Annotated in this window: 20 protein-coding genes, 1 tRNA gene and 2 pseudogenes; 8 read left to right on the top strand and 15 right to left on the bottom strand. The window is 70.9% G+C overall.

The window, feature by feature from the left end; all coding sequences use genetic code 11:
• Nucleotides 1-6: 6 nt before the first annotated feature.
• The 5 genes from ABZ714_RS20375 to ABZ714_RS20355 all read right to left on the bottom strand — a co-directional run bounded on the left by ABZ714_RS20375 (nucleotide 7) and on the right by ABZ714_RS20355 (nucleotide 5235).
• Complete coding sequence (locus tag ABZ714_RS20375; RefSeq protein WP_358826663.1) at nucleotides 7-2085, bottom strand: copper resistance protein CopC; 2079 nt, start codon at nucleotides 2083-2085, stop codon at nucleotides 7-9.
• A gap of 22 nt (nucleotides 2086-2107) precedes the next feature.
• Nucleotides 2108-2614: a copper chaperone PCu(A)C gene (locus ABZ714_RS20370; protein WP_358826662.1), complete on the bottom strand. Its 507-nt coding sequence runs from the start codon at nucleotides 2612-2614 to the stop codon at nucleotides 2108-2110.
• A gap of 104 nt (nucleotides 2615-2718) precedes the next feature.
• Complete coding sequence (locus tag ABZ714_RS20365; protein ID WP_358826661.1) at nucleotides 2719-3381, bottom strand: SCO family protein; 663 nt, start codon at nucleotides 3379-3381, stop codon at nucleotides 2719-2721.
• A gap of 44 nt (nucleotides 3382-3425) precedes the next feature.
• Nucleotides 3426-4208, bottom strand: a complete 783-nt coding sequence (locus ABZ714_RS20360) for a YcnI family protein (protein ID WP_358826689.1) — start codon at nucleotides 4206-4208, stop codon at nucleotides 3426-3428.
• A gap of 214 nt (nucleotides 4209-4422) precedes the next feature.
• Complete coding sequence (locus ABZ714_RS20355) at nucleotides 4423-5235, bottom strand: hypothetical protein (RefSeq protein ID WP_358826660.1); 813 nt, start codon at nucleotides 5233-5235, stop codon at nucleotides 4423-4425.
• Between the two features lie 300 nt (nucleotides 5236-5535).
• Here ABZ714_RS20355 and ABZ714_RS20350 point away from each other — a divergent pair.
• Both ABZ714_RS20350 and ABZ714_RS20345 read left to right on the top strand, forming a co-directional pair.
• A pseudogene (locus ABZ714_RS20350) lies at nucleotides 5536-5811 on the top strand (ATP-binding protein); the annotation flags it as partial.
• 375 nt (nucleotides 5812-6186) lie between these two features.
• A pseudogene (locus ABZ714_RS20345) lies at nucleotides 6187-6327 on the top strand (ATP-binding protein); the annotation flags it as partial.
• Between the two features lie 93 nt (nucleotides 6328-6420).
• On the opposite strand, the gene ABZ714_RS20340 reads toward ABZ714_RS20345, so the two are convergent.
• The gene (locus tag ABZ714_RS20340; RefSeq protein ID WP_358826659.1) at nucleotides 6421-7878 is read right to left on the bottom strand and encodes an aminopeptidase P family protein; all 1458 of its coding nucleotides are present in this window, start codon (nucleotides 7876-7878) and stop codon (nucleotides 6421-6423) included.
• Nucleotides 7879-8183: 305 nt separating this feature from the next.
• The gene (locus ABZ714_RS20335) at nucleotides 8184-9761 is read right to left on the bottom strand and encodes a PP2C family protein-serine/threonine phosphatase (RefSeq protein ID WP_358826658.1); all 1578 of its coding nucleotides are present in this window, start codon (nucleotides 9759-9761) and stop codon (nucleotides 8184-8186) included.
• Nucleotides 9762-10865: 1104 nt separating this feature from the next.
• On the opposite strand from ABZ714_RS20335, the gene ABZ714_RS20330 reads away from it, so the two are divergent.
• Together ABZ714_RS20330 and ABZ714_RS20325 are read left to right on the top strand one after the other, a co-directional pair.
• The gene (locus ABZ714_RS20330; protein WP_358826657.1) at nucleotides 10866-11549 is read left to right on the top strand and encodes a bifunctional DNA primase/polymerase; all 684 of its coding nucleotides are present in this window, start codon (nucleotides 10866-10868) and stop codon (nucleotides 11547-11549) included.
• 357 nt (nucleotides 11550-11906) lie between these two features.
• Nucleotides 11907-12581 carry a hypothetical protein gene (locus ABZ714_RS20325; RefSeq protein WP_358826656.1) on the top strand — a complete coding sequence of 225 codons (675 nt, stop codon included), beginning with the start codon at nucleotides 11907-11909 and terminating at the stop codon, nucleotides 12579-12581.
• Nucleotides 12582-12963: 382 nt separating this feature from the next.
• On the opposite strand, the gene ABZ714_RS20320 is transcribed toward ABZ714_RS20325, so the two are convergent.
• The 3 genes from ABZ714_RS20320 to ABZ714_RS20310 all read right to left on the bottom strand — a co-directional run bounded on the left by ABZ714_RS20320 (nucleotide 12964) and on the right by ABZ714_RS20310 (nucleotide 16380).
• Nucleotides 12964-13956: a DUF5926 family protein gene (locus tag ABZ714_RS20320; protein ID WP_358826655.1), complete on the bottom strand. Its 993-nt coding sequence runs from the start codon at nucleotides 13954-13956 to the stop codon at nucleotides 12964-12966.
• Between the two features lie 657 nt (nucleotides 13957-14613).
• Entirely contained in the window at nucleotides 14614-15219 is a 606-nt protein-coding gene (locus ABZ714_RS20315; RefSeq protein WP_358826654.1) for an ATP-binding protein, read from the bottom strand.
• A 345-nt stretch (nucleotides 15220-15564) separates the two neighbouring features.
• Nucleotides 15565-16380 carry a glycerophosphodiester phosphodiesterase gene (locus tag ABZ714_RS20310; RefSeq protein WP_358826653.1) on the bottom strand — a complete coding sequence of 272 codons (816 nt, stop codon included), beginning with the start codon at nucleotides 16378-16380 and terminating at the stop codon, nucleotides 15565-15567.
• Nucleotides 16381-16608: 228 nt separating this feature from the next.
• Here ABZ714_RS20310 and ABZ714_RS20305 point away from each other — a divergent pair, with 228 nt between their 5' ends.
• Together ABZ714_RS20305 and ABZ714_RS20300 are read left to right on the top strand one after the other, a co-directional pair.
• A complete protein-coding gene (locus tag ABZ714_RS20305) occupies nucleotides 16609-18267 on the top strand; it encodes a trypsin-like peptidase domain-containing protein (RefSeq protein ID WP_358826652.1) in 1659 nt (552 codons plus the stop codon).
• A 90-nt stretch (nucleotides 18268-18357) separates the two neighbouring features.
• Nucleotides 18358-18445 (top strand) — tRNA-Ser (locus ABZ714_RS20300).
• Nucleotides 18446-18633: 188 nt separating this feature from the next.
• Here the strand turns inward: ABZ714_RS20300 and ABZ714_RS20295 are convergent.
• Nucleotides 18634-19272, bottom strand: a complete 639-nt coding sequence (locus ABZ714_RS20295) for a very short patch repair endonuclease (protein ID WP_358826651.1) — start codon at nucleotides 19270-19272, stop codon at nucleotides 18634-18636.
• A 140-nt stretch (nucleotides 19273-19412) separates the two neighbouring features.
• A complete protein-coding gene (locus ABZ714_RS20290; protein WP_358826650.1) occupies nucleotides 19413-20717 on the bottom strand; it encodes a DNA cytosine methyltransferase in 1305 nt (434 codons plus the stop codon).
• 123 nt (nucleotides 20718-20840) lie between these two features.
• Here ABZ714_RS20290 and ABZ714_RS20285 point away from each other — a divergent pair, with 123 nt between their 5' ends.
• Complete coding sequence (locus ABZ714_RS20285; RefSeq protein WP_358826649.1) at nucleotides 20841-21623, top strand: GIY-YIG nuclease family protein; 783 nt, start codon at nucleotides 20841-20843, stop codon at nucleotides 21621-21623.
• A 45-nt stretch (nucleotides 21624-21668) separates the two neighbouring features.
• The gene (locus ABZ714_RS20280; protein WP_358826648.1) at nucleotides 21669-22433 is read left to right on the top strand and encodes an Eco29kI family restriction endonuclease; all 765 of its coding nucleotides are present in this window, start codon (nucleotides 21669-21671) and stop codon (nucleotides 22431-22433) included.
• Nucleotides 22434-22515: 82 nt separating this feature from the next.
• On the opposite strand, the gene ABZ714_RS20275 is transcribed toward ABZ714_RS20280, so the two are convergent.
• The 3 genes from ABZ714_RS20275 to ABZ714_RS20265 are packed head-to-tail and all read right to left on the bottom strand — an operon-like array spanning nucleotide 22516 to nucleotide 25576.
• Complete coding sequence (locus ABZ714_RS20275; RefSeq protein ID WP_358826647.1) at nucleotides 22516-23910, bottom strand: site-specific integrase; 1395 nt, start codon at nucleotides 23908-23910, stop codon at nucleotides 22516-22518.
• Nucleotides 23904-24107, bottom strand: coding sequence for a helix-turn-helix domain-containing protein (locus ABZ714_RS20270; protein ID WP_358826646.1), 204 nt, complete (start codon nucleotides 24105-24107; stop codon nucleotides 23904-23906). Before ABZ714_RS20270 ends, ABZ714_RS20275 begins: the two co-directional genes overlap by 7 nt.
• Nucleotides 24104-25576: a replication initiator gene (locus ABZ714_RS20265; protein ID WP_358826645.1), complete on the bottom strand. Its 1473-nt coding sequence runs from the start codon at nucleotides 25574-25576 to the stop codon at nucleotides 24104-24106. Before ABZ714_RS20265 ends, ABZ714_RS20270 begins: the two co-directional genes overlap by 4 nt.
• Between the last annotated feature and the right edge of the window lie 12 nt (nucleotides 25577-25588).

The raw sequence follows: 25588 nt of genomic DNA, 5'->3' as shown, positions 1-25588 counted from the left end.
GGTACGTCAGCCGATCTTCATGTTCTGGTCGACGGAGGTCTGGTCGATGTCCGAGGTCCGTACGGTCACCCTGATCCGCCAGTCGCCCGCCATGGGGATCCGTACGGCGTCGGCGCTCCACTCTCCCGGCGCCGTCCTCACGGGGGTCACGGCCAGCGGGCCGATCTCCTGGGCCGGGAGGGTGAGGGAGATCCGTACCTCCGGGACGTCCAGCGGGCCGCCGTCCGGTCCGGTGACCCGGAGCCGGAGGCCGTTGGGTCCCTGGCCCGCCGGGTCGAGGCCGAGCCGGATCGTGCCCCGGCCGTCGGTGCCGCCCGTGTCGAACGGGATCTCGACCTCGGCCGGGGCGGGGGTACGGGTGCCCGACGGCGCCGGTGACGAACCGGCGGTCGTGGCCGCCCGGTCCGCCGTCTCCGCGGTCCGGGCGGGTTCGGTGGCCGTCAGCACCGTGGTCACGGCCAGGACGACGGCCGCGATCCCCGTCTCCACCAGGACGGAACGGCGCAGTCCGGACCGTACGGGGTCGGCGTCCCGGGCCTTGCGGCGGGCCGTGGAGGCCACCGCGGCGCGCTGCCGGGCCAGCTGGGCGGCGCGTACCGGATCGTCGGCGCCGGGATCGGGTCCGGCCGCCGCCGGGGCACCGGCCGGCTCCGGGACGTCATCGGCACCCCCGGCCTCCGGTGTCCGGGCGAACTCCTCGGCCGCCCGGGCCTCCAGACACCGTGAGCACTCCGAATGCCGCGGCTCCCGCGCCGCCGCGGCCGCCTCCAGCCGGGCCGTCCAGCGGCGGGACCAGCGGGCGACGGCCACCATCAGCACCACCAGCGCCACCTTGACCAGCAGCAGCCGCCCGTACGGCGTCCCGGTCAGCGCCGACCAGGAACCGATCTGCCGCCAGGACTGATAGAGCCCGGTCGCCGCCAGGACGACGACACAGCCGAGGGCGACACCGGAGAACCGGCGTACCGCCGACGGCTCCAGCGACGGCTCCCGGCGCAGCGCCGTGAGCAGTGCCGCCAGCCCGCCGAGCCAGCCCGCGACGGCCAGCAGGTGGAGGACGTCGAGGGGGATGGCGAGACCGGTCTGGATACCGGTGGAGGCGTGTTCGGAGAGCGCCCAGGTGGCGGCGATTCCGGCACAGACCACCGCACCGCCGACCCTCAGTCCGAAGGCCAGGTCCTCCCGGCGGTCGTCCACCGGGTGCGGCTCCCCGCCCGGGGCGGGAACCGGGGCCTCGTGGCGCCGGACCCGCTGGCCGTAGGCGCCGATGAGGACGGCGACGAAGAGCGCGGCGGCCCCGAGCAGCAGCAGCCGCGAGACCAGGGCGGCGCCCGTCTTGCTCGCCAGGACGTCCTGGAGGCCGCCGAGGTCGAAGACGTCCGCGAGCTTCCCGGAGCCGGTGTACGGCACCCGGAGCATCAGCATCGCCACGGTGGCCGCCGTCAGGACCAGCCAGGAGCGGGTGATCAGCCTCTGGACGGACCGTACGGACGCGCCCCGGGGCCAGCACACCAGGACGAAGGCCGCGGCGCCGCAGAGCAGGACGAAGCCCGCGTACGAGACGTACCGCGCGATGTCGTACAGCACGCCGACGGTTCCGCCGCCCGCCTCGCCGTCGGGCAGTGCGACCGTGGTCGCGGACGGCGCCCCGACCGAGAAGGTGAAAGCGCCGGAGATCGGATGGCTGTCGGCGGACACGGCCTGCCAGGCGACGGTGTACGTGCCGTCCGGCAGCCCGGCCCGCAGGCCGACGGAGTAGGCGACCCGGCCGTCGGCCGAGCGGTCGCGGACCGGACCGGAGTCCGCCCGCGACCCGTTCGGTCCGAGTACCCGGATCGAGCCGTCGCCCATGGCGAGCTGCTCGGAGAAGGTCAGGGTGACCTCCGCCGGGGCCGTGGCCACCACCGCCCCGTCCTTCGGGTCGCTCCCGGTCAGGGCGGCATGGGCGGCCGCGGGACCCGCGGCCGCCAGCAGGGCGCTCAGGACCGTGCCGACGAGGACGACGGCCGCGAGCAGGGCCCGTAGCGGCCCGGCCGGACGCGTCCGCCGGACCGGTGGGGGGTGTGGGGCGGTGGTGGTTGTCATGGCTTCCTCAGGGATTCTCGGCTCAGTGGTGCCCGCCGGAGGCGTGCCCCGACTTCTCCGGTGCTTCCCCGGACTTCCCCGACTGCTCCGCCTTCTCCGGCCGCTCGGAGTCCGGCTCGGTCGCGGGGTTGTACGTCGCGTCCATGACGGGGAGTTCGACCCGGATCGGGTCGGACGTCTCGAAGTGCAGCTCGACCACGACCTTCTGGCCCTTGGCCGGCCGGGACTTCAGCCGCTCGAACATGATGTGGTTGCCACCGCGTTCGAGCGCGAGCGACCCCTCGGCCGGAACGGGGAAGGAATCGACCCTCCGCATCCGCTGGCCCTCGGTCTCGTGGATCGTGATCCGGTCGGAGATCGAGCTGGTGACGGAGGTGAGCCGGTCGGCCTTCCCTCCCCCGTTCCGTACGGTCAGAAACCCGGCGGCCATGTCATTGACGGGTTGTGGCATGAATTCGCCACTTACTGTCAATTCGGGCGTGCTCGGCCTACCGTTGGAGGAGTCCGAGGAGCAGGCGGTCAGCGTCACGGCCGCCCCGGTGACGACGACGGCGAGTGCTATCAGGGGGTAAGCCGCGCCCCCTCGCCGCCACCGTCGCCACCGTCGTTGGGCTCGGCCCCCGTGTCCGTCGCTCACGGGGCCTCCCCGCGGACGAGCTTCGGCAGGTCCTTGGCGTATGCCTCGGGCGTGGTGTCCTCGCCGTAGACGACGTAGCCGCGGTCGGTCTTCGGGGAGAAGGCCATGACCTGGGCGCCGTGCATGGAGGTGACGGATCCGTCCTTCTCCTTCTTCGGCGCGTCGATCCCGATCCCGACCGAGCGGGCGGCGGCCTGGATGGTCTTGAAGTCACCGCTCAGGCCGATGAAGGAGGAGTCACCGGCGGAGGGCAGCCACTTGCCGATCGCGGCGGGGGTGTCGCGCTCCGGGTCGGTGGTGACGAAGACGACCTGGAGCTTCTCCCGGTCGGCCGCCGGAAGCTTCTCCTCGGCGATGGCGAGGTTGCTCATCGTCATCGGGCAGACGTCGGGGCAGCTGGTGTAGCCGAAGAACAGCAGGGTCGGCTTGCCCTTCGTCCGCTCCCGCAGATCGAACGGCTTGCCCTTGGTGTCGGTCAGTACCAGATCCGGCTTCTCGAAGGGCTGGTCGAGGACGGTACCGGGCTTCTTGTCCTTCGGCGCTGAGACCTCGGCGACGGAGTTCTTCGAGCCCGAACCGGAACCGCCGTCGGAGCAGGCGGAGAGGGTCAGAGCCGTGGCCGCGGCGAGCGCGGCGACCAGTGCGGTCTTCTTTCGCATGGAGACAGTCCTGAAGGAGAGGGAACGGGATGGAGGAAGAGACGTCATGAGGTGACACCGCTGTCGCGGCGGCGGCCGGCGAGCACGCCGAAGGCGACACCCGCGGCACCCACCAGGATGCCGACCACACCGAGGACCCGGGCGACGGTGTCCGTCGAGCCGTCCTCGCCGCCGTCGGCGGAGGCGCTCGCGGACTTCCCGTCCGTACCGCCGTGGTGGTCCCCGGCGGAGCCATCGGCGGCGGGAGCGCCGTGGCCGTCGGACTCGGGCGCCGACAGGGTCAGCACCGGAGCAGGCGCCTCCGGCTCGGGGCCGCCCTTCTCGGCGACCTCGATCCAGCGGACGACCTCCTTGTTGTCGTACGTCTGGAGCGCCTTGAAGACGAGCTGGTCGGTGTTCTCGGGCAGCCGGCCGAGGGAGAGGGGGAACTGCTGGAACTGGCCCGGACCGATCTTCGAACCGTCCGCGGTCCAGGTGACCTTCGAAACGGCCTCGGTGATCTGCTTGCCGTGCACGGTCAGCGGCTTCGCCAGCTTGGACTTGGTGACCTCGACCTTCCAGCCGGGGACCGGCTGCGGCTGGACGGACGCCAGCGGGTGCTCGGTCGGGAGGACGATCTCCAGCTTCACGGTCGAGGCGTTGTCGCGCTCATTGGGGACCTTGACGTCCACGGTGGCGTAACCGCCCCGGGCCGCGTCGCCCCGGGGCTCCACCCCGACATGCGCGAACGCGGGCCCGGCCAGCAGCAGGGAGGCCGCCCCGACGCCCGCGGCGAGAGCCGTGACCCGGACGGTACGGAAGGACCGGCGACGGGCCGCACCACCGATGGCGACGGCGGAACCCGAAGCGGAAGAAGCGGCAGAACCGGAAGAAGCGGCAGACCCAGCAGGCTCAACAGACTCAGAAGAAGCGGAGAAAGCGGAAGAAACGGGGGAAATTCTCATGGTGCACGTACTCCACGAACAGGGGAGGAAACGGTGGTCGTGCCGGTGCGCGAAGGCGCACGGGCACCACGGCCGCACTCCCGTCGAGTGGGCCGTGTCAGGCGGCGAGCGCGAGGTCCGGGGGCGGCCCGCGCCTGATCACCGTGTGCTGAAGCGCCTCGCCCGCCGGTGGTGGCGGCGCGTCGTCGCCGGGGCGCGCGGGGGCGGCGCCGGGCGCCGGAAGCCGTACGAGACCGGCGCAGAGCGTTCTTACGAGGGTGAGCGCGGCCCGCAGCGACCGCAGCCGGGCCGCCTCGGCCATCAGCTCGCGCGCCTCGTGCGCCGAGTCCGCCGCCGGCCCGATCAGCCGCAGCAGCGCCAGATCCCCGCGGCGCAGCAGCCAGCCGGTCACCACGGCGACCAGCAGATGCGCGAGCAGCATGGAGAGGGACGGCAGCAGTGCGGCCCCGGCGAGGCTCTGTTCACCGGCCGGGTGGCCGGTCGTCCCGTCGGCCGTCGGCGGGTTGATCCCGGCCGTGGTGACGATCCGCCGGGCGTCGTCCGCCGTCAGCGTGCCGGTCGGCCCGCAGACCAGGTTCGCGGCCATCCGGATCAGGCCGTCGTCCGCGCCGGACGGCGGCCGGACCGGATGCCCCTGCCCCAGTCCGAAGAGGACATGGAGCGCGAGCTGTCCCGCGCCCAGGGCGACGGCGACGGCGGGCAGGGACCGTACCCGGCCCGTGAACGGCAGTACGAGGGCGAACGTCCCGGCGAGCCCGGCCAGCAGGGTCCACCAGGGGACGCCCTCATAGGCGGCGAGCGCGTGTCCCGTCGCGGACAGCACGACGCAGACCGCGGCGAACACCGCGGCCCGCAGCAGCCGGAGGCCGGTACCGGTGGGCGCACCGGGCCGGGGCGACAGGGACGACATGGCCGGGTCATCATCCCACTGCGGTCTCCGGCGCCCGACGGCAGGTCCGGGACGCCCCTGATGGATCAAGGGGGATCGGAGGCCGTTGGCGCGGAGCGCGCCGGGCCGGTCACGGTCCGGAATCGCCGCCGCCCGCGTCCCTCCCGTCACCCCCGCCACGGTGTCACCCGTCCGGCATACACCTTTGCGCCATGGGCGCGCTTCCGCCGAATGAGCGCAATCACACCAACTCTGGGCTTACGGACCGTGTCTTGGGGCAATACGTATCGGTATGTCGAGCCGCGGCCGGGAGGCTGGAGCATGAGCATCTGGTGGTCTCTGCACTTGCGGCGCGAAGCGGCGAGCATTCCGCTCGCCCGGCGGCTGCTCATCGGCGCGATGGAGACGGCGGGGGTCGATCCCGATATCTCCTTCGACCTCTCGGTCGCCCTGAGCGAAGCCTGCGCCAACGCCGTGGAACACGGCGGAGGTACGGGTTCCGGCGGTCGGGCCGGGGGGTATCGCGTCACCGCTTATCTGGACGGCGAGAAGTGCCGGATCGAGGTGTCCGACTCCGGGCCTGGGTTCCCGGCCGGATCCGCCCGGCACGGCCGGGGCTGTGCCCACGGCGGAGCCGCGGGACCGGTGGCCGGGGCCGCCCACGCGGTCCCCCAAGGTGCCGAGGGTGCCCCGGGAAGACCGCCCCGCCGACAAGGGGGCCAGGGGAACCAGGGGAGCCCCGGAAGCCTGGAAACCGCCGGAACGCCGTCCGGGGCGCCGGGACCCACCGGGAGCCCGGTGAGCTCCGGGATCTCGGCGAACAGAGCGGCCGGCCGGCCGCTCGAACGGCTCGGGGCCGGGCAGGACCGGACCACCGGTACGAGCCCCGCCCGCTCCGATACGGCCACGGGCACCCCCGCGCGCTCCGATACGGCGTCCGCGCGTCCCGATACGGGCTTCGCGGCGGCCACCGCCGAAAGCGGCCGGGGGCTCTGTCTGATCGAGGAGCTGGCCGATCACGTCCACTTCAGCAACCGGCCGGGCCGGGGTGCCGTGGTCAGCTTCGACAAGATCCTCAAATGGCGGGAGGACGCGCTGCTCAAGGTCTCGTAAGGGGGAGACCCCTCACCGGCCCGGCATGCGCGTCCTCCGCGGAAGTCCGTCCGGACGGCCCCCACGGCGGTGGGGGCCGGTCCTTCGGAGATGTCAGCCCTTCAGCGCCGCCATCCATGCCTCGACCTCGTCGGACCGGCGCGGCAGCGCGGCCGAGAGGTTCCGGTTGCCGTCCTCGGTGACGAGGATGTCGTCCTCGATCCGGACGCCGATGCCCCGGTACTCCTCGGGGACGGTGAGGTCGTCCGCCTGGAAGTAGAGGCCCGGCTCCACCGTCAGGCACATGCCCGGCTCCAGGGTGCCGTCCACATACGCCTCGGTCCGCGCGGCGGCGCAGTCGTGGACGTCGAGGCCGAGCATGTGGCCGGTGCCGTGCAGGGTCCAGCGACGCTGGAGGCCCAGCTCCAGGACGCGCTCGACGGGGCCCTCGATCAGCCCCCACTCGACCAGCCGCTCGGCCAGCACCCGCTGGGCGGCGTCGTGGAAGTCGCGGTACTTGGCGCCCGGCTTCACGGCCGCGATCCCGGCCTCCTGGGCGTCGTGGACCGCGTCGTAGATCTTCCGCTGCAGCTCGGTGAAGCGGCCGTTGACCGGCAGGGTCCGGGTGACGTCGGCGGTGTAGAGGGAGGTGGTCTCCACCCCGGCGTCCAGCAGCAGCAGATCGCCGGAGCGGACCGGGCCGTCGTTCCGCACCCAGTGCAGGGTGGTCGCATGCGGGCCGGAGGCGCAGATCGAGCCGTAGCCGACGTCGTTGCCCTCGACCCGAGCCCTCAGGAAGAACGTTCCTTCAATGTAGCGCTCACTGGTCGCCTCGGCCTTGTCGAGGACCTTGACGACATCCTCGAAGCCCCGGGTGGTGGAGTCGCAGGCGCGCTGCAGCTCACCGATCTCGAAGGCGTCCTTCACCGCGCGGGCCTCGGAGAGGTAGACCCGCAGCTCCTCGTCGCGCTCGCCGGTGACCTTGTCGGCCAGCGCCGCCTCGACCCCGGAGTCATGGCCCCGGACGATCCGGACCGGTCCGGTGGCCTCGCTCAGCTTCTCCTTCAGCTCGCGGACGTCCCCCGTCACCAGCCCGAGCAGGATCGACTTCTCGGCCAGCGAGTGGCGGCGGCCGATCCACAGCTCGCCCTGGCCGGAGAGCCAGAACTCACCGTTCTCGCGGTCGGAGCGCGGCAGCAGATAGAGGGTGGCGTCGTGCCCGTCGTCGGTGGGCTCCAGGACGAGTACGCCGTCCTCGCTCTGGTCACCGGTCAGATACACGTACTCGGTCGCGGCGCGGAAGGGGTATTCCGTGTCGTTGGACCGCGTCTTCAGATTGCCCGAGGGGACCACCAGGCGCTCCCCGGGGAAGCGCGCCGAGAGGGCCGCTCGGCGGCCGGCGGCGTACGGCGCCTGCTCGACCGGGGTCAGGTCGCGCTGCTCGGTGTCAGCCCAGCCGCTCGCCATGTTCGCGGCGAGCTCTTCGGAAACCTCGGGGTAGAGGCCGTTTTTGCGCGGCTTGATCGGCTGCTCTTCTTCTTCCGGGGCACTCGGGGTGAGCTCCTCGGCCACGTCTGCCTCCTCGACACGTCATCGGACCGGACTCCATCGTATGTGGGGCGTGAAGAGGGCCTCGAAGGGTGTGACGAGTCCGACATAACGGGTGTACCACTGCGGTGGCCGCAGGGCCTTCCGGGCGCCGTCCGGATCGTCCGGATCCGCTTCCGCTTTTTCCTGCCCTCGCCACGGATGTCCTCGACACCGATATGCCGGCCGCCGACGCTCCCCACACCGGCGGTTCCGTCACCGGCGGGCGACGCACCGGCCGGGCGGCCCGTCCGGTCGACCTCGGGGCCGGGCGGCCGGGACGGGCCGGGTCAGCCGAACCGTACGGCGAGTACGACGACGTCGTCCTCGCGGTGGTCCGTACGGCCGTCCGGCACATCCGTCCTCCGGGCGTCCGCGCCCCGGCGGTCACGGCCACCGAGGCCACCGGGGCGTACCGGGCCCGGTACGCCGTCGACTCCACCGACTCCACCGACGACGGGGCCGGTGGAGCGGTCGTCCGGGCCGCCCGGCTCCGGCAGCAGGGTGTCCAGGACGTGGTCGGCGATCGCGCCGGGGTCGTCCCTGAGCGCCTTCGGCACGCTCGCGGCGGCGGCGTGCAGCCGGGCGAAGGCCCGGTCCATGGAGTCCCCGGTCCGCCGCAGCAGCCCGTCCGTATAGAGGAGCACCGTTTCTCCCGGTTCGGGAGAGACCTCGACGCTGGGCGCCTCCCAGCACGCCAGCATCCCCAGCGGTGCGGAGAGCGATGTCTCCACGAACTCCGTCCGCCGCTCCCCGATCAGCAGCGGCGGCGTGTGCCCGGCCCCGGCCAGCACCATCTTCCCGGCCGCGGGCTCGGCATAGGCGAACAGCGCCGTCGCGGTCCCGGCCGGTTCCGTGAGCCGGAGCAGCAGTTCGAGGTCGGAGAGTACGGCGACGGGGTCCTCGCCCTCCATCACCGCGTACGCCCGCAACGAGGCGCGCAGCCTGCCCACGGCGGCCAGCGCGCCCGGGCCGGTGCCGCCGACCGAGCCGACGGCCAGCCCCAGCGCGCCCTCCGGCAGCGGCAGCGCGTCGTACCAGTCGCCGCGCGGTCCGTCCGGACCGGTGCGGTGCCGGGCGGCGAGCCGGACCCCGGGGACCCGGGGCAGCCTGGTCGGCAGCAGCTCCTCGGCCATCGCCGCGACGCTCCGCCGGGCCGCCTCCAGCTCGATCAGCCGGGAGAGGTGCTCGGTGGCGTATCCGGCGTACCGGGCCACCAGCTCGCGCCGGTGGTCGGCGGGGGCCGCGGGCTCGTCGTAGAGCCAGACGGCGGCGCCGAGCGTGCCCGAGGTCTCGGAGGCCAGCGGCTGGGTGTAGGCGGCGGCACAGCCGAGGCGGACGGCGACGGCCCGGCGGACGGGGTCGAGGGTCTCGTCGCCGAGGATGTCCGGATGGGCGACCGCCGACGGCAGCCGAGCGCCCGAGACCGCCGGGGGAAGCTGAGCGCCCGCGATCGCCGTCGGCGGCCGGGAACCCGTGGCCGCCGACGGCACCGGCGGGCGTGTCTCCTCCGGCGGCGCGGCCGGGACCGTGCTCCGGTCGAGGATGCGGCCGTACGCGGTCAGGGCGCGCGGCACGGTCTCGATCTGCCCCAGCTCCGCATGGCTCAGCCCGTACCCCCGGGTGAGGGAGGCGGGAAAGGAAGCCGCGGGCCGGGCCGGAGGTTCGATCACGGCCAGTCCGCGCCGGGCGCCGACCAGCGACGCCCCGGCGCGCAGTACCTCGTCCACGGCGGAGTCGAAGGAGTCGGTGGCCGCCAGGCGGCGGGTCAGCTCGTGCAGGGCGGCCAGATCGGCGGCGAGCCGGGCGGCGGGGCGTTCCGCCTCGGCGGCGGGCGCGCCCGGTTCCGTACGCGCCCCTGTGAGCATCGATACGCCCCCGGTCAGAGGGCGCCGACCGGCTTCGGAGGATTCACCGGCCCCTGAACGCGGTACGGATTCAGCGCCGGACTCCGCACCGCGCGCCGCCGGATCGTCCGCGAGGGAGTCGGCAGAAGCGGAAGGAGCCGCCGCAGTTTGCGGGGAGCGCTGAATCGAAGAATCGATTCCGGCCACTTTCGGAAGGTGTGGGGCGCTCATCGCAGAGGGCTTTCCGATGGGTGCATTTCGTGGCATAGCATTGCAAACCCCCAGGTCATTTTGCGCCGCCAGCAATGGGTCCACATCTACACGCAGATGTAAGCGGATGTCCAGCATTGCACCAGTGGGATTGATGGTGTCTACGTGAGTTTGGACAGGCTTTGGGGTGTTCTTGACGGAGAGTTCCGGAGTGCAGGGCATTCGTCACACCCGGTGGAACTTGGCTGGAAATCGCTCCCGCTTGCCGTCAATTGCGATCGACTGAACGCGTTCGACGTTGATCCTTCCGAACGGGCCTTCCGGAGCGAGTCTTTCCGGGGCGGCTGTCGGCGGGCCTCCGCCCGGACGCGTCACGCCGAGCGTGACGGGTACGTGAAGTGCGTAAAGCAGGTAAAAGGGTGACGTCCGGGGTCCTCGTGATCCCCCGGAACCCGGCGAAGGGCCGGGGCGTCTTAGAGACCGTGAGCCGTGACGCCACCTGAGCAGTTTCCCCGGACAGGCCACCCGGACCGACCGTCGGGCGGTGGGGAAAACACGGATCGGCCCGCGCACGCGGGGGCGGTCCGGCTATAACGGGACACAGAAGCGTCAGGCACGCGTCCCTCATCAACGCGTTCGACGAAGCAGGGCCACGTCGGCCCCCGGGCGGCCAACTGCCGCGGGCCGACGGGGGGACGCCCCTGCCGGAGGCGGTCGAGGCCACCGGCACAGCAGGGCGGGAACGGCGCCGACCAGCCGACCCGAAGGTATGCACCAGCCGCGGAACATGCGGCAGTAAAGCGGTACATACCTAGCGCAGTACGGACGCACAGCGTGTATTCCTACGCACAGTGACAGAGCTGCACACATGGTGTGATGTGGACCTCGGCGTTCAACGGAAAGGAACGAGCGCATATGCGCGAGATCCTCGGAAGGCGACGCGGGCTCCGGTTGTGGCGCAAGAGGGGCCCGGTACCGCCTGCTCAGCTGGAAGCGGCGCTCACCTGCGCCGCATGGCAGTGGCCCGTGGTCCCGGGGGTGGGACCGGCCGCGGCCGGCGGTGACCGGGGGCGGGCCTGCGCCTGCCCCGACCCCGAGTGCGTCGTACCCGGCGCCCACCCCTTCGACCCCGGAATCCTGGCGGCCACCACGGATCAGCGCATGCTGCGCTGGTGGTGGTCGAACCGGCCCGCGGCACCGCTGGTGCTGGCGACCGGCGGCACCGCGCCCTGCGCGGTCAGTCTGCCGGCGCTCGCCGGAGCGGCGGCCCTGGCCGAGCTGGACCGGATGGGCGTACGGCTCGGCCCCGTGGTGGCGACCTCGACCCGATGGTCGCTGCTGGTGGCTCCGTACAGCCTCGAACGGCTCGGCGAGCTGCTGTATGTGAAGGACCGGGTGCCCGGTTCCCTGCGGTTCCACGGGGACGGCGGCTATCTGGTGCTGCCCCCGTCGGAGACCGGTACGGGGCAGGTCCGCTGGGAGCGGGCGCCTCGGCCCGGGGCCGAAGCGCCCTGGCTGCCGGATGTGGAGACCGTGGTCGACGCCCTGGTGGAGGCGAGCACGAACGCTCCGGATGGCGGCAGCCGACTGGCGTACTGATCCTCCGGCCGGGCGGGGCCGGGCGTCGAACCGGCGCGGCGGCCTCGCCCGAACGGGTAGGAGTACGCCGGAGTTGTCCGGGAATCGGGTGTGCGGCGGGTTCCGCCACCGCATGGCCCGGCTATGGTCGCCCCGTCGGTTGCCTCTCGCGGCATCCACCGGGCCGCCGTTCACCTTGTGCGGCGGATCCGGTTCCCGCCGGGACCGCCGTCGTACGCGCGTCGCCGCGATGCTGTTTCTCCACGGTTTCGCGTTCGCGCGTTCGCGCCTTTCAGTGTTCCCGCGGTCCGATGTTGCAACGGTTCAGCGGTTCAGCGGTCCAATGCTCCAGCGGTTCAGCGCAGTCGGCAGGTGCCCATGAAACTCCGCACGGTCGCTATCGGTCTGGTCGTGTCGGTCGCCGGGCTGGTCTCCCCGGCCGCGGTGGCGGGGGAGGGCGGCGGCGGCCCATACGCCGACGGCGCTGACCGTACGGCGCGTACGGCGATGGGCGATCCCATCGGCAGAACGACCGGAAAACAACCCATCCATCGGCGGCTCACTCCGCCGAAGACGGCGAACAAGGCCGGTCCGATTGTCGGAGCACTCCATTCCGCGCCGGCGGGTCCCGGGATCATGAGGGTCCGCTGCGGACCGGAACTCACCTCACCCCACGGTGTCGAAGCGCAGACATGTGTACTGACCGATGGCCGTACCACATGGGGGCGTACGTACTACCGGAATGCCACCGGCGCGGAATTGAACTCCGTACTGACTCTGATGGGTCCCGGGTGGCGAACGGTTCGGCTGATCTGCGCGGTGGAAGCGGGCGACGAGCCGAAGGTCTGCGAGACACCGGGGATGTCTTCCCGCGGTCTCACCGGCTATTCGGCGATCGCCGAGTTCGCGGCGGTGGAGCGGCCGGGCGAGGCGTCCGGCGGAGGTGCCGGCGAGGCTCCGGGCGATCCGGTCCGGGCCGCTGACGGGCCGCCGCTGCTGCTCCGTTCGGGAAGCGAGTCCGGCGGCAACTACCGCGATCCGGCCGGGCGTTGAGGGAGCGGGACCGGCGGCGGACGGGCGGCCGGAAGGAAGCGGAGCCTCCGGTACGACCCGGTCGGCGGGCCCGGTGCGACCGGGCGGACCCGGCCGGGCGGGTCCGGCTCCGAAACGACAGAGGCCCGATCGCTGGCGACGGGGGATGCACCAGCGACCGGGCTCTTAAGAACGGTAACAAGAGATCTGCGGTTCGCAAATTCGATCTCGGTTATTCGGACAGAAAATCGGCTGAGTGTGGCGGGAGTTGTGACTGGAGTCACCCGCTAATCCCGGCACCGTCCACCCGCGCCGACCATGGCTCCCGGGCCGACGGCGGCCCGGGATTCCATCCGGGGTCGTGTTCCGGCCAGTTGTGCGTCGGCCGTAATAATTGGCGTGTTCAGCTCAGCGTGATCTGCCGATTGGTGAGGCCACCGCGCGCCCTGCGCTCCTCCGGGGTCAGCGGGGCGTCCGAGGCGAGCGCCCCGGCGAGCCGCTCGGCGAAGGCGGCGGCGGGCTTCTCGCACTCCTCGGCGCCCATCCCGGACGGCAGGTCCCAGACCGGAACGGTCAGACCGTGGGCCCGGAACGAGCCGACGAGCCGGGTGTCGTCGCCGAGGGACGAGGTGCCCGCCGCGTGCAGCCGGGCGAGGGCGTCGAGCAGCTTCTCCTCGGGGTGCGTCATCACCCAGCGGAGGTGGTTCTTCTCCGGGGTCTCGCACCAGTAGGCGGCGTCGACGCCGGAGAGCCTGACCGTGGGGATGGCCGCGGCGTTCGCCCGCTCCAGGGAGGCGGCGACGTCGGGCCCCGCGGACTCGGCCTCCGTCACCCAGAACTCGAACCCGGTGTGCACCACCGGCTCGAAGGGGGCGGCCGGGTCGAGCAGGTCCTGGAGCCGGGGGCCGTCGCCGGACGCGGCGCGCTCGGCGCCGACCGGGGTGCCGGGCTCCGCGGTCAGCGCGCGGGCGAGGGTGTCCGCGAGATCGCGGCTCAGATCGCCGGAAGCGGTGTCGTTCTGGAGGCCGAGGAGAACGGAGCCGTCGTCGCGGCGGAGCGCGGGCCAGGCCATCGGCAGTACGGTCGCCAGCGTCACGGACGGCACACCGTCGGGCAGTCCGTCCCTGAGCGTCAGCTCGACCGTCGCGGCCGGGACCAGCTCGCGCAGGGCGACCCAGTCGGCCTCGCCCGGCAGCCCGTCGAAGGGCCGCTGGACCAGCTCGGTGACGGCATGGGCGGCGGCCCGGCCGTGGCACGCCTTGTAGCGGCGGCCCGAACCGCACGGGCAGGGCTCCCGGGCGCCGACCACCGGTACGGGCTCATTGGCGCCGACGGTCCTGCTCCCGCCCTGCGGCTGCTGCCTGGCGGACTTGGTCTGGGGGCGCTTCTTGGCCATGGTGGGGCTTCTCCCGTGGATACGGCGTGCGCGGTGTCCGTGCGCAGCCTGGGTTGGTGCGCGGGCACAGGACGCCTGATGGGTGGTGCTGTACGTGTTGTCGGTGCTGGCGCGAGCCTAGGCCATGCCGGGAAAGCCCCGTCCGGCCGACGGCACCGGCGCCCGCGATTCGCCGGGACGGGGGCGGTCCGGGGGTGACGGGTCGCCGCCGGACGCGTACAGCGGATCCGTGGGACGTACGGCGGCTCCGAAACACCCGCCTGCCCAGAGAAGGGGCCGTCCGTCCGGAAACCGTGCGGTGGCCCGGAAATCGGTCGGCCGGAAACGCGCGGTGCTCGACGGCGATCGACGGCGCGCGGTCGCCCCGGTGGGGTCGCGGCGGCGCCCTGAAGCGGCAGGGGGCGCGGGGGAGCCGTACGGCCGTCGGCGGTACGTGTCACCCCGCCGTCCGCCGCCGCCCGGCGAGGGGATCGCCGCTCTACGGCCACGCCGCTCGGCCGGAGCCCTGTGGCCCGCCGCGAGAGTTCCCGGAATCACGGGCACGCCGCGCGCGAACGCCAGTCGACGGCCCGCCGCGCACTCGACGGCCCGCCCCGCCGGACTTTCATACGGCGGGGCGCGCCGCCCCATGGCGGCGTCTTCGGGCCGGTACTCCGCTCAGGCGGTGTCGCGCGGCTCCCCGCCGGGAGCGCCCCCGGGCCTTCGGTCGTATGCCGCGCCGTCATAGGCGACCTCGTCGTACGGCACGCCGTCGTACGGCTCCACGAAGCCGAACCCGCCGCCCGGGACACCGGTGGTGACGCGCGTAGCGTACGGATCGTGGCCGCTGCCCTCCGTCACCAGCGCCCATACGGTGACCTCGCCCGCCGGATGATCGCGTACGCCCCACTCCCGTGCGAGCGCCGTGATGATCTGGAGGCCGCGGCCCCCGCGCGCGGTCACCGACGGCGTCGACGGCACGGGCCTGGTCGGGCCGCCGCCGTCGGTCACCTCGACCGTCAGCCGCCCCGACCGGTCCACCCGCCAGGCCGCTCGGATGTCTCCGTCGCCCCGGTCGGCCAGGCCCAGGGGCCTGCCGTGCCGGAAGGCGTTGCTCAGCAGCTCGGAAAGAATCAGCATCGCGTCGTCGATAACCGATTCGGGCACTTTGCTCATGCGCAGCTGCTCACGCATGCGATGCCTCGCCTCACCCACGCCCGCAGGGCCATGGGGTACGGCCATGCTCGACGACGTGGGCACGTGTTGTGCCACCACCAACGCCACCCCCGAGACCTCCTTTGCCCCACGCCACCGTGTGAATGCCCCGATGGACTGGACCGGAAACCGGGGCCGGGTGGCCGGATGGGGGCACTACTGACCGGACAGTACGGTGCGAATGCGCCGGTGCACTCCCCGTAGTGGGTGCCATGTGCACCTATGACGGGTCGTTCCGCCCGATACCGGGGCGCACTCGGGGGAAGCGGGCGGAAATGTGAAGGAGATGTGCAGGGTGATCTGTGGCGCGAGTTACACGGCCGACGGCGCCCCGGCCGCCCGCCGGGCCGTCGCCCCCGACCGTCGACGGCCGACGGCTCGACCGCCGGGTCCGGGCCGTGTCCCGGTCCGGCGTCAGCCGGTGGTCCGGCCGAGCTGCTCCAGTACTTGTCGCGGTCGGTTGGTGATGATCCCCGCGACACCGAGCCGGACGCACAGCTCCACATCCGCCGGATCGTCGACGGTCCAGACATGGACCCGGTGTCCCGCCCGGTGAAGACGCTCGACGTGCTCCGGATGGTTGCGCACCATCCGGATCGAGGGCCCGGCGATCCGGGCGCCCGCGGGCAGCCGCCCCTCGCGCAGCCGGGGCCCGGCGAACTGCATCAGATAGACCGTGGGCAGGGTCGGCGCCGCCGCCGCGACCCGGTGCAGCGACCGGGCCGAGAAGCTCATGATCCGTACGGACGACTCGTCCGGCGCCGGGGGCGCGGCGAGTCCGAACCGGCCCAGGAGCTGGAGCAGCCGCTCCTCCACCTGTCCCGCCCAGCGCGTGGGGTGCTTGGTCTCGACGGCCAGCTCGATCCGCCGGCCCGAGTCGGCGACGAGTTCGAGCAGCCGCTCCAGGGTGAGGACGGAGGTGAGCGACGGATCGCCCCAGTCGGGGCTCTCGGCGGAGTCCTCCCGGCCCTTCCAGGTGCCGAAGTCGAGGGCGGCGAGATCGGCCAGCTCCAGCGCCGAGACGGCGCCGCGCCCGTTGGAGGTCCGGTTCACCCGGCGGTCGTGGACGCAGACGAGATGCCCGTCGGCGGTGAGCCGTACATCGCATTCGAGCGCGTCGGCGCCGTCCTCGATCGCCTTCATATATGCGGCCAGTGTGTGCTCGGGGGCGTCCTCGGAGGCGCCTCGGTGAGCCACGACCTGGATGTTCTGCTGCCGTGCTGGGGTCACCGCGTCATGGTGCCACCGAGGCGGGCGGGACGGGTGCGCGGGGCGCGGGAAGGCCCGGTGCGGCAGGTCCGCGCCCACCTCCGCCATCGGCCCGTTTTGTCGCTTATAAAGGAAGGGCGGAAGAGACACAGCTCCCGCTTACCCAGCTCTGACGGGCCGTGGGAAATGCTGGACCGAGAACATTCGAGACACTTGCAGCGCGGACTTCGCGACCTGAGGAGATGAGCCGTGAGCACCGAGTACGAGGGCAACGAGGGCGCGGCGCGGCAGTCGGCGACCCCGTCCGCCCCGCCCGTACCCCCTGTGCCGCCCGTCGCTCCCGAGGGGCCGCCCCCGCCGCACTCACCCCAGGCGCAGGATCCCGGGCCTGCCGCGCCCGCCGATTCCGTACCCCCGACGCCTGCGACCCCTCCGGCAGCTCCGGCGGAAGCCCTGTCGGCTCCCCCGGCGCCCGCCGTACCCGCCGCGCCCCCGGCGCACACCCCGCCCGTGTCCCCGCCGCCGCCTCCGGCCCCCGCTGCACACACCGCGCCCGCCGCGCCGCCGCCTCCGGCTCCGCAGCAGCCGGGCGCGGGCACGGACACCGGCACTGCCGCGTACCCGGCGGGCGAGGGCTGGGCGTCCCCGCCTCCCCCGGCTCCGGCGGCCACCCCGTCCACCGGATTCGCCGCCCCGGCGCACGGTGGCGGCGACGGTCCGGTCTGGGGTGCCCAGCCCCCGCCGGACGGCGCCAAGCCCCCGCGAAAGCGGGGGACCGCCCTGGTGACCGCGGTCCTGGTGGCGGCGCTGGTCGCGGGCGGCGTCGGCGGCGCCGCGGGCTACTGGGCGGCGTCCGAGCGGAACGAGGACAGCTCCTCCACGACGGTCACGTCGTCCGAGATCCCGAAGGACCTCAAGCGCGCTCCCGACACGGTCGCGGCGGTCGCCGCCAAGGCGCTGCCCAGCGTCGTGACCATCGAGGCCAAGTCGAGCGGCGGCGAAGGCCGCGGCGACCTCCCCGGCGGCTCCCAGGGCGGCGGCGGTACCGGCACCGGCTTCGTCTACGACCAGCAGGGCCACATCCTCACCAACAACCATGTGGTGGCCACCGCCGCCGAGGGCGGCACCCTGGCGGTGACGTTCTCCAACGGCCGGGAGTACGACGCGGAGGTCGTCGGCCGTGCGGAGGGCTACGACGTCGCCGTACTGAAGCTGAAGACCCCCCCGGCCGGACTGACCCCGCTGCCCCTCGGGGACTCCGAGAAGGTCGCCGTCGGCGACTCCACGATCGCGATCGGCGCCCCCTTCGGCCTCTCCAACACGGTCACGACGGGCATCATCAGCGCGAAGAACCGGCCGGTGGCCTCCGGCGACGGCAGCGGAACCCGCGGCTCCTACATGAGCGCCCTCCAGACCGACGCCTCCATCAACCCCGGCAACTCGGGCGGCCCGCTGCTCGATTCCCGCGGCGCGGTGATCGGCATCAACTCCGCCATCCAGTCCACCGGCGGCGCCCTGGGCCAGGCGGGCTCCATCGGCCTCGGCTTCGCCATCCCGATCAACCAGGCGAAGAACGTCGGCGACCAGCTCATCAAGACCGGCAAGCCGGTCTACCCCGTGATCGGCGCCACGGTCGGCATGTCCGAGTCCACCGAGGGCGCCAAGATCGCCGACCGGGGCACCGACGGCACCCCGGCGGTCCCCCCGTCCGGCCCCGCCGCCAAGGCCGGTCTGAAGCCGGGCGACATCATCACCAAGTTCGACGACAAGCCCATCGACAGCGGCCCGACCCTGATCAGCGAGATCTGGAACCACAAGCCGGGCGACAAGGTCACCCTGACCTACGAACGCGGTGGCAAGGAGTCCACGGTCACCCTCACCCTCGGCTCCCGCACCGGCGACAGCTGACCCGCCCCGCCCACCCCGGAAGTCTGCTGCGACACCCTCCGGCGTCCCGGTACTCTGTAGGCCGCTCCGCGCCGGTTGCCGCGCGGACGGGGTGGGTTGCCCGAGCGGCCTAAGGGAACGGTCTTGAAAACCGTCGTGGCGCGAGTCACCGTGGGTTCAAATCCCACACCCACCGCCAGATCAGAGTATGTGCAGGTCAGAAGGGGTGTCCCGAATCCGGGGCACCCCTTCTGCATGGGCCCTGTCTCACCTTGATTCGCCCCTGTCACGCCGTTGACCAGCGTGTGTGGACCAGGCGTGGACCAGGTTCCGATCATGTGCCGAGGTCGACTACCAGCCTGCCGGAGAGAAGTATGCAGAGGACCGTCAGGGCCCAGACCTTCGTTCTTCGACCACAGTCCTGACCTTCTCGGCGGCCAGCTCCAAGTCCTCGTGCTCCCAGAACCGGAGCACCGCCCATCCCTGATCCTTGAGAGCGAGTGTGGTGGACGCGTCGCGGTCCCGGTTGTCCTTGATCTTCTGGCTCCACTCCTCGCCGCTCTTCTTCGCCGGCCGGTAGTGGTCCGGGCAGCCGTGCCAGAAGCAACCGTCGACGAAGACTGCCACCTTGGCCCTGGGGAAGACGACGTCCGCAGTGCGCCGTAGCTCAGGGAGAGGGCGGATGCCTACCCGATAGCGCAGCCCTCTGTGGTGCAGGGCAGCGCGCAGCAACAGCTCCGGCTTGGTGTCCTTGCCCTTGTTCGCGGTCATGACCGCGCGAACGGAGATCGACGAAGCTTTCGAATTCGGGGGGAGCGGCTCGTCGACCACCTTGCCCGCTTCCCGCGCCTCCGTCCACGCGAGAGCGAGGTTCGCCTTACGTGTCGCTTCGTAGACCTCGCAGACGTACTTCTCCCTTGTCTTCCCGTTGTCCGACCAGCGGAGGTAAGCGCGGATGCGACGGGTGCTTCGGTATCGTCGGAGCTGGATCGACCCGCGCGCGTGGGAACCGTCGTCGAGCGGCACGGCGCGGCGGTGTCGGCCGCCGGCCGCCTTGTCCTGTTCGGCGCTCCGCTTGTCACGGGACAGGCCCGGACGCGCTTTGTATGCCTTCGCGGGCGGCAGTTGATCGTTCCAGCCCTGCTGTGCTCCGACTGTAGCTCGCGTCACCGCTTCCCGCCGGGCCTCTCCAGAGCGCCGACCGAGTCCAAGGCGGCGGCGATCGCGTCGGCGAACACTTTGCCCAGCTTCACGGGCACGGCATTCCCAAGCTGCCGCATCTTCTCGCCACGCGGGCCGGCGAGCGTCCATTTGTCGGGGAAGGTCATGACACGCGCGGTCTCACGGACTGTCATGTACCGGTAGCCGCTCCCATCGAATGTGGGATTGTCCATCATCATCACGGACTCGCCACCGGGAACGCCGTGCACACCGGCCTTGACCGTCTTGGCGGGACGGTCAAGGAGGTTCGGGGTGTGCCCTGTGTAGACCCGGGCGCCAGGCCATCCGAAATGGTCGGAGATCTTCCCCACGGACTTCTTCTTGTTGACCGCTTCCTCGTCGACGAACGGCAGCGTGTACCCCTCGAACTCGTCAACGCCATGAATCGCGTCCCGGAGTGTCCTCCAAGGCTGAAGGGTCAGCTTCTCCTTGATCTTCGGGTTGTCGTAGTCGAGCCCCGGCAGGTTCGCGATGGCACGGGCCTTCACCTCTTCCGACACCTTTCGATGGCGACGCCAGTACTCTCCGCCCTCACGCATGGAGTGGATCAACGACTCATCCGAGTGCGTCGCCTTCGGCGCGAAGCTCTCCCAGCCGTCCTCATCGATCCCAAGATCCGCGCGGAAGGCCACGATCATGACCCGCTGCCGGATTTGAGGGACGCCGAAATCGGCGGCGTTCACAGGGTGGTACTTCACGATGTAACGCTCGGAGGCAGGCACCGAGTCGTTGGCGAGCTGCTTCTCCAGAACGTCGTTGTGGTCCTCCCATGTCGCGCCTTTCTCGCGCTCGACGAAGGGGAGTCTCATCTCGTTGAGGATGTACTTGAAGTACGGGTCGAAGGATTTCCGAAGCAGGCCCCGGACGTTCTCGCAGATGACAGCCTTCGGTCGCATCTCCTGGATGGCACGGAACATCTGCGGGAACATGTTCCGCTCGTCCTCCGTGCCCTTGGCGACACCGCCAAGGCTGAACGGCTGGCAGGGCGGACCACCGGCGAGGAGGTCGACCTGACCTTCCAGCTCCTTGAAGTCGTCCCGCAGGCCGCGGACGTCGCCGGGTTTCAGCGGCCACTCTCCGCCATCCGGCATCAGGTTCGTCTGGAGGGTCTCGATAGCCCGCTTGTCGTACTCGTTCACCAGCAGCGGTCGGAAGCCAGCGTTGTGGACGCCCATGGCGAGGCCACCGCCACCGGCGAACAGCTCGACACAGGTTCCCGCCTTGGGGCGCTTCTTTCGCAGCTCAGACATGCGAAAACCATACCGCGGAATTGTTGATCAAGTGAACCCTTCGCGATAATCCGGCACCGTGTTCCCCGACGTCACCGGATAGGGTGACGACAATCACTCGTCGCCCGTCGGGAGGCCCTGGTCGTGTCGCTGGAGAATCACGCCGAGTTCAAGCTGAGCATCACCAAGGCACTCGGCGATCAGCTCGCGGCCGCGCTGAAGGAGCTGACGCCAGCGCCTCTCACCATGGGGAACATCCGGTCGCTCCGGCCCTTGCCCGGTGTCTATCAGCTCTACAAGGACGATGACCTCGTCTACGTGGGCAAGGCGGATCGCAGCCTTCCGCAGCGGATCGAGAAGCACTACCGAAAGATCTCCGGCCGCACGAACATCTCCATCGGCCAGATGGCGTTCACCTGCCTCTATGTGGACGAGGACTTCGGCGCGGTCGCTCCCGAGCGCCTGCTGATCAACCAACACAGGGGCCAGGGGCAGGTTCCGTGGAACTACAACGGGTTCGGCAACAACGACCCCGGCAAGCGGCGGGATACGACCGAGGTGGACGAAGGTCACTTCGATCACGAGCACCCGATCGACCTTGAGTGCAAGCTGACGGAGCTGCTGGCCGAACGCACCTTGGTGGACAGGGCGGTGCCTCTCTCTAGCTTGCTTCAGGAGATCAAGGCGCACCTTCCATACGTTTTCCGCTACCAGGCCTCGAAGGAGTTCGACGACATAGACGTGGACCTCCCCGACTCGCATGCGACTGCGGACGAGACGCTCAGAGCTATCGCCGCGCGGCTTCCGGAAAACTGGCAGATCACCGCTCTCCCGGGATACCTGATTATGTATCCGAAGGTCGAGGAGTACCCGAGCGCCCGGCGGTACTACCGCAACACCGGCGTTGTAGATGTCCGGCATCGGTGAGAGTGGTGATCCAGTAATCCGTACGAGTCGAAGGGTCTAGGTAAATTGTCGGTCTCGCCCAACCTGTCGAGTGAGAATTTTCCCTCACCAAAGAAGCCCGCGAAGAAGCCTCGGAAGTCGAAGGCGTGGCGTATAGCGGCGAAAGAACGCCATTCCGATCCGTACAACCCCCTGGATCTGGAAAACCTGGGGCGCAGTGTAGAAGCCGAACTCTTGAGCCGGGAACCCGAGCCGCTGGACGAAGTCAGCCCCGTGTACGGCAGCGGGATCTACGCCCTGTACTACCGCGGCCCTAATCCCCTATACGCGGAGATCAGCTCACCTGATTGCCTCGTCCCCGTCTACGTGGGACAGGCACGTCCCACCGGTGTGCGGAAGGGGACGGCTGAGGAAAAGCCCGACGCCACCACGCTGTGGGACCGGATCTACGAACACAAGCAGTCACTCGGCCAGGTCCACGACCTAGAGATTTCGGACTTCAGTGTTCGGTACCTGGTCGCGATCGAGGCGTTCGTGAGCATCGCCGAGCGGGTGATGATCCGGCACTATCGGCCGGTCTGGAACAGCATCGTCGACGGCTTCGGAAACCACGATCCCGGAGCCAACCGGCGGAAGGACAGTTACCGTCCTGCCTGGGACGAATTGCATCCGGGCCGATGGTGGTCCCATCCTGACAACATGCCGACGCCGAGCAAGACGCCGACGGACATGTCCCGTTCGCGGATCCGGGATCTTTTCGCCGGCAGGCTGTCGGAAGAAGCTGTTCTCTCCATCGAGGCGGAGCAGGCTGAAGAGGCAAACAACGACTGAAATGAAGCTTCTGCCACCGGCCCGATAGGTGGCGACAGGAGATTCGTCGTTGTCGGAACTTCGGTCGTACGCCGTGCTTCGTCTACTCCTCCTCCGCTTCCTCCAGAGCCCGTTCGATCTGCTGGTTTGAGTGCTGCTGGTTGCGGTGGATCGCCTTGGCATAAAAGCGGAAAAGAACCGCGATGCTGTGGCCCGCGCGGCGGGCGACTTCAGAGGGGGCGACGCCGGAGTCCAGCCAGAGGGAGACGCCAGCGGCGCGGAGCCCGTACGGCACCTCGGCAAGAGGGGTCTCGATCTCGTCTGGGGTGAGCACGGCGAGGCGGGCGGCCTTCCAGATGTCGCCGTACTCCTTGGACAGGAGGTGGCCGCCCCGGGAGGCGCGGAAGAGGCGGCCGTCGTCGGCGGTGCCGAACTCCTTGATGTGGTCGCGGATCATCCGGACCAGGACGGGCGGGATGGGGACGGGCCGGGTGGCCTTCTGCGCCCGCTTCTTGAGCCCGCGTGTGTCGAAGGACTCCCCCGTGTCGGTCCAGCCGGAGCCGACGCGAGGGGTGCTGGCGGAGAGCAGGACTTCGCCCCAGCCCTCCTCTGGGAGGGTGAAGTCGATCTCGCGCAGGTTGGCGGCTTCGCCGGGACGGTTGGCGGCGTAGTAGAGGCAGCCGAAGAACGCCTTCAGGTGCCGGCCGCGCTCGCCCAGCTCGCCGACAGCGGTGATCATCTTCTTGGCCAGCTTCGGGCCGGGGACGAACCGGAAGTCGATCTCGTCGTCGGTTTCCGGGGGTGTCCAGTCCACCTTGTCCAGCGGGAAGGTGGCCAGCAGCTCGCGCTCCACGGCGTACCGCAGGCAGTTGCTGAAGACCGGCAGTTTCCGCTTCACCGTGTTGGCGGCGGCCTTCTTGCCGTCCAGCCGCAGCGTCATGGCGTCGAGGCCCGAGCGGGCCACCGAAGGCGTGTTGAGGGCCGTGATGTCCACCGACTTGCGGTTGATCCAGTCCAGCGCGGCCACGATCTCCGCCGGAGGTTCGTCAACGTCGATCCGGGGGCGGAGTTCGCCGTCGTCGCCCAGGACGAACCGGAAGACCCACGAGTAGAGGGCGGTGCGGAGCACCTTCGGAGCCGGGGCTCCGTGGGTGTCCTTGACCAGCTTGGGCGTAGCGGTCGCCAGGGCGTCCGCGATGCTCGCGCGGTGCTTGGCCGATGTGGTTGGCCACTTCATCGCCGCGTACGCACGGGCGTGGGAGTACCAGGTGGGGGATTTGAGGGCGCGGAGCTCCGAGGCGGGAAGACCGGTCTCGGTGTCGAACTGCTCCCGCTCGCGCAGGGCGTTCAGCAGCTCCGTGCGCCGTCCGTCCGCCTGGGCCTTGATCTTGTAGCTCTTGGAGAACGGCTGGGCACCGACGCGCCAGCGGAGCTGGTAGGGCGTGGCGCGGTCGGGCCGCTTGCGGATGCCCCAGACCTTCACGTCGTAGGTCAGCACGCGGTCACCTCGCAGGCCGCGAACCAGGCGTCAAGGTCGGCGCGGCGGATGCGGATCTGGCCGTTGGGGAGCTTGAGGCACTTCGGCCCGTGCCCGCGAGCACGCATCCGGTAGAAGGCCGCGCGGGAGATCCGGATCTCCGCCAGTGCCTCCGGCAGGGTGAGCTTCTGGTTTCGGTGGGCAGCCGCGGCGGTCACAGGTGGATCTCTCCTTCGGTCTTGGCCCGGTCGGCCGCAGCACAGGTCTGGGCGATGTCATGGCGGGTCTGGGCAGCGAGGAGTTCTTCGCCGGGGCGGTAGCCGGAGGAGAGGTAGGCCCAGGACGACTCGGTGACGAGGGTCGTGGCATCGGTGGTGGGGTGGTCGGCACGGGCGCGGGCGGCGTCGGCCTGCGCGGTCCGCCAGGCGCGGCGTACGTCCCGGAGGGCCCCGAGGGTGGTCGAGTAGCAGCGGGACTTGCTGGAGAAGTGGCCCCGGAAGCCGAGCATGTGGGCCCACTTCCACAGCTTGAGGTCGGCGAACTCCGGGAGGTGGCCGAGGTCCCAGGCAGTGCGGATCATCTGCCGGACGTGCTGCTGCACACGGAGATCCTTGAGGGGTTCGGCCTGCCCGGTGCCGTCGCAGTGGTCGCACAGATCACGGAAGCGGTCGGGGCCGTTCCTGTAGCCGCGCCCGGAGCAGGGGCGGCAGATCAGCGGCCGGTCGACGGTGCCGGAGCCCTCGGCGCTCTTCGTGGCGTACTTGGCGACGTAGGCGGCCACCTTCCGGTCGGTGAGTTCGCCGTCGCCGAAGGCGGAGATCTCCCGGACGTCGATCCGCTCGCCCCAGGTGATCTCCCGTTCACCGATCGCGTCGGATGCGAGGGTGAGCACGGCTTTCCGGGCGGCGGTGCGTACGGCGTGGTCGAGGGCGTCGGCGGTGGCCCAGGCCGGGGGAGAGCTGGTGTGACCGTCCGGTCCGTCGAGGCGGATCACGGCGTGGAAGTGGACCAGGCCGCGCTTCTGGTACTCGGCGACCTTGGCGAAGGAGACGCGCACGGCGGCGTTGAGTGCCTTCTGCGTCATGCCGAGGTGAGCGGCGAGCGCACGCCGGAGGTAGGTGGTGAAGCGAGCCCACAGAGCGCCCGCGTGGGCGTTCCAGAGGACGGCACCGGTGTAGTCGTAGGTGTCCGGAGCGAGAGGAGTACCGAGGGCGGAGGCGTCCTCGGGGTGGTGGTTGCCGCAGCGGCAGGGGAGGGGCTTACCGCTGTGATCGGTGGGGCGGTTGTGAACGGGGCCGAAGCTGGGGGCGGTGAGGGTGGCGAAGACCCGGGGATGTTGGTAAATCGTTTCTGCGACGGTCTTGCCGCCGGACAGTCCGGCCTTGATCAGGTGGTAGGTGTCGGCGGCGTAGACGCGGGAGCAGGAGGGACAGCGCGAGGAGCGCCGGTTGCCGCAGGGTGTGAGGAGTCGCCCCGTGGGTTCGGCGGCGGTCGAGTACGAGCGGACGACTGTGTTCGTCGTCGCGTCGCGGGTCTCGGTCCAGCCGGTGAGGTTCACGGGCCGGGTGCAGCCGCGCATGTCGCGGATCTGCTCGGTGACACGGTCGAAGTCGTCGAGATGGGCCAGTTCGATGAGGTCCCGCACGGCGGGGCTGATCACATGGCGGAGGTCCGGGGTACGGGCCATGGGTGGCGGGGC

The organism is Streptomyces sp. NPDC006798 (genome assembly GCF_040635975.1).
GTDB lineage: Bacteria > Actinomycetota > Actinomycetes > Streptomycetales > Streptomycetaceae > Streptomyces.
This window is presented reverse-complemented; position numbering and strand designations above follow the sequence as displayed.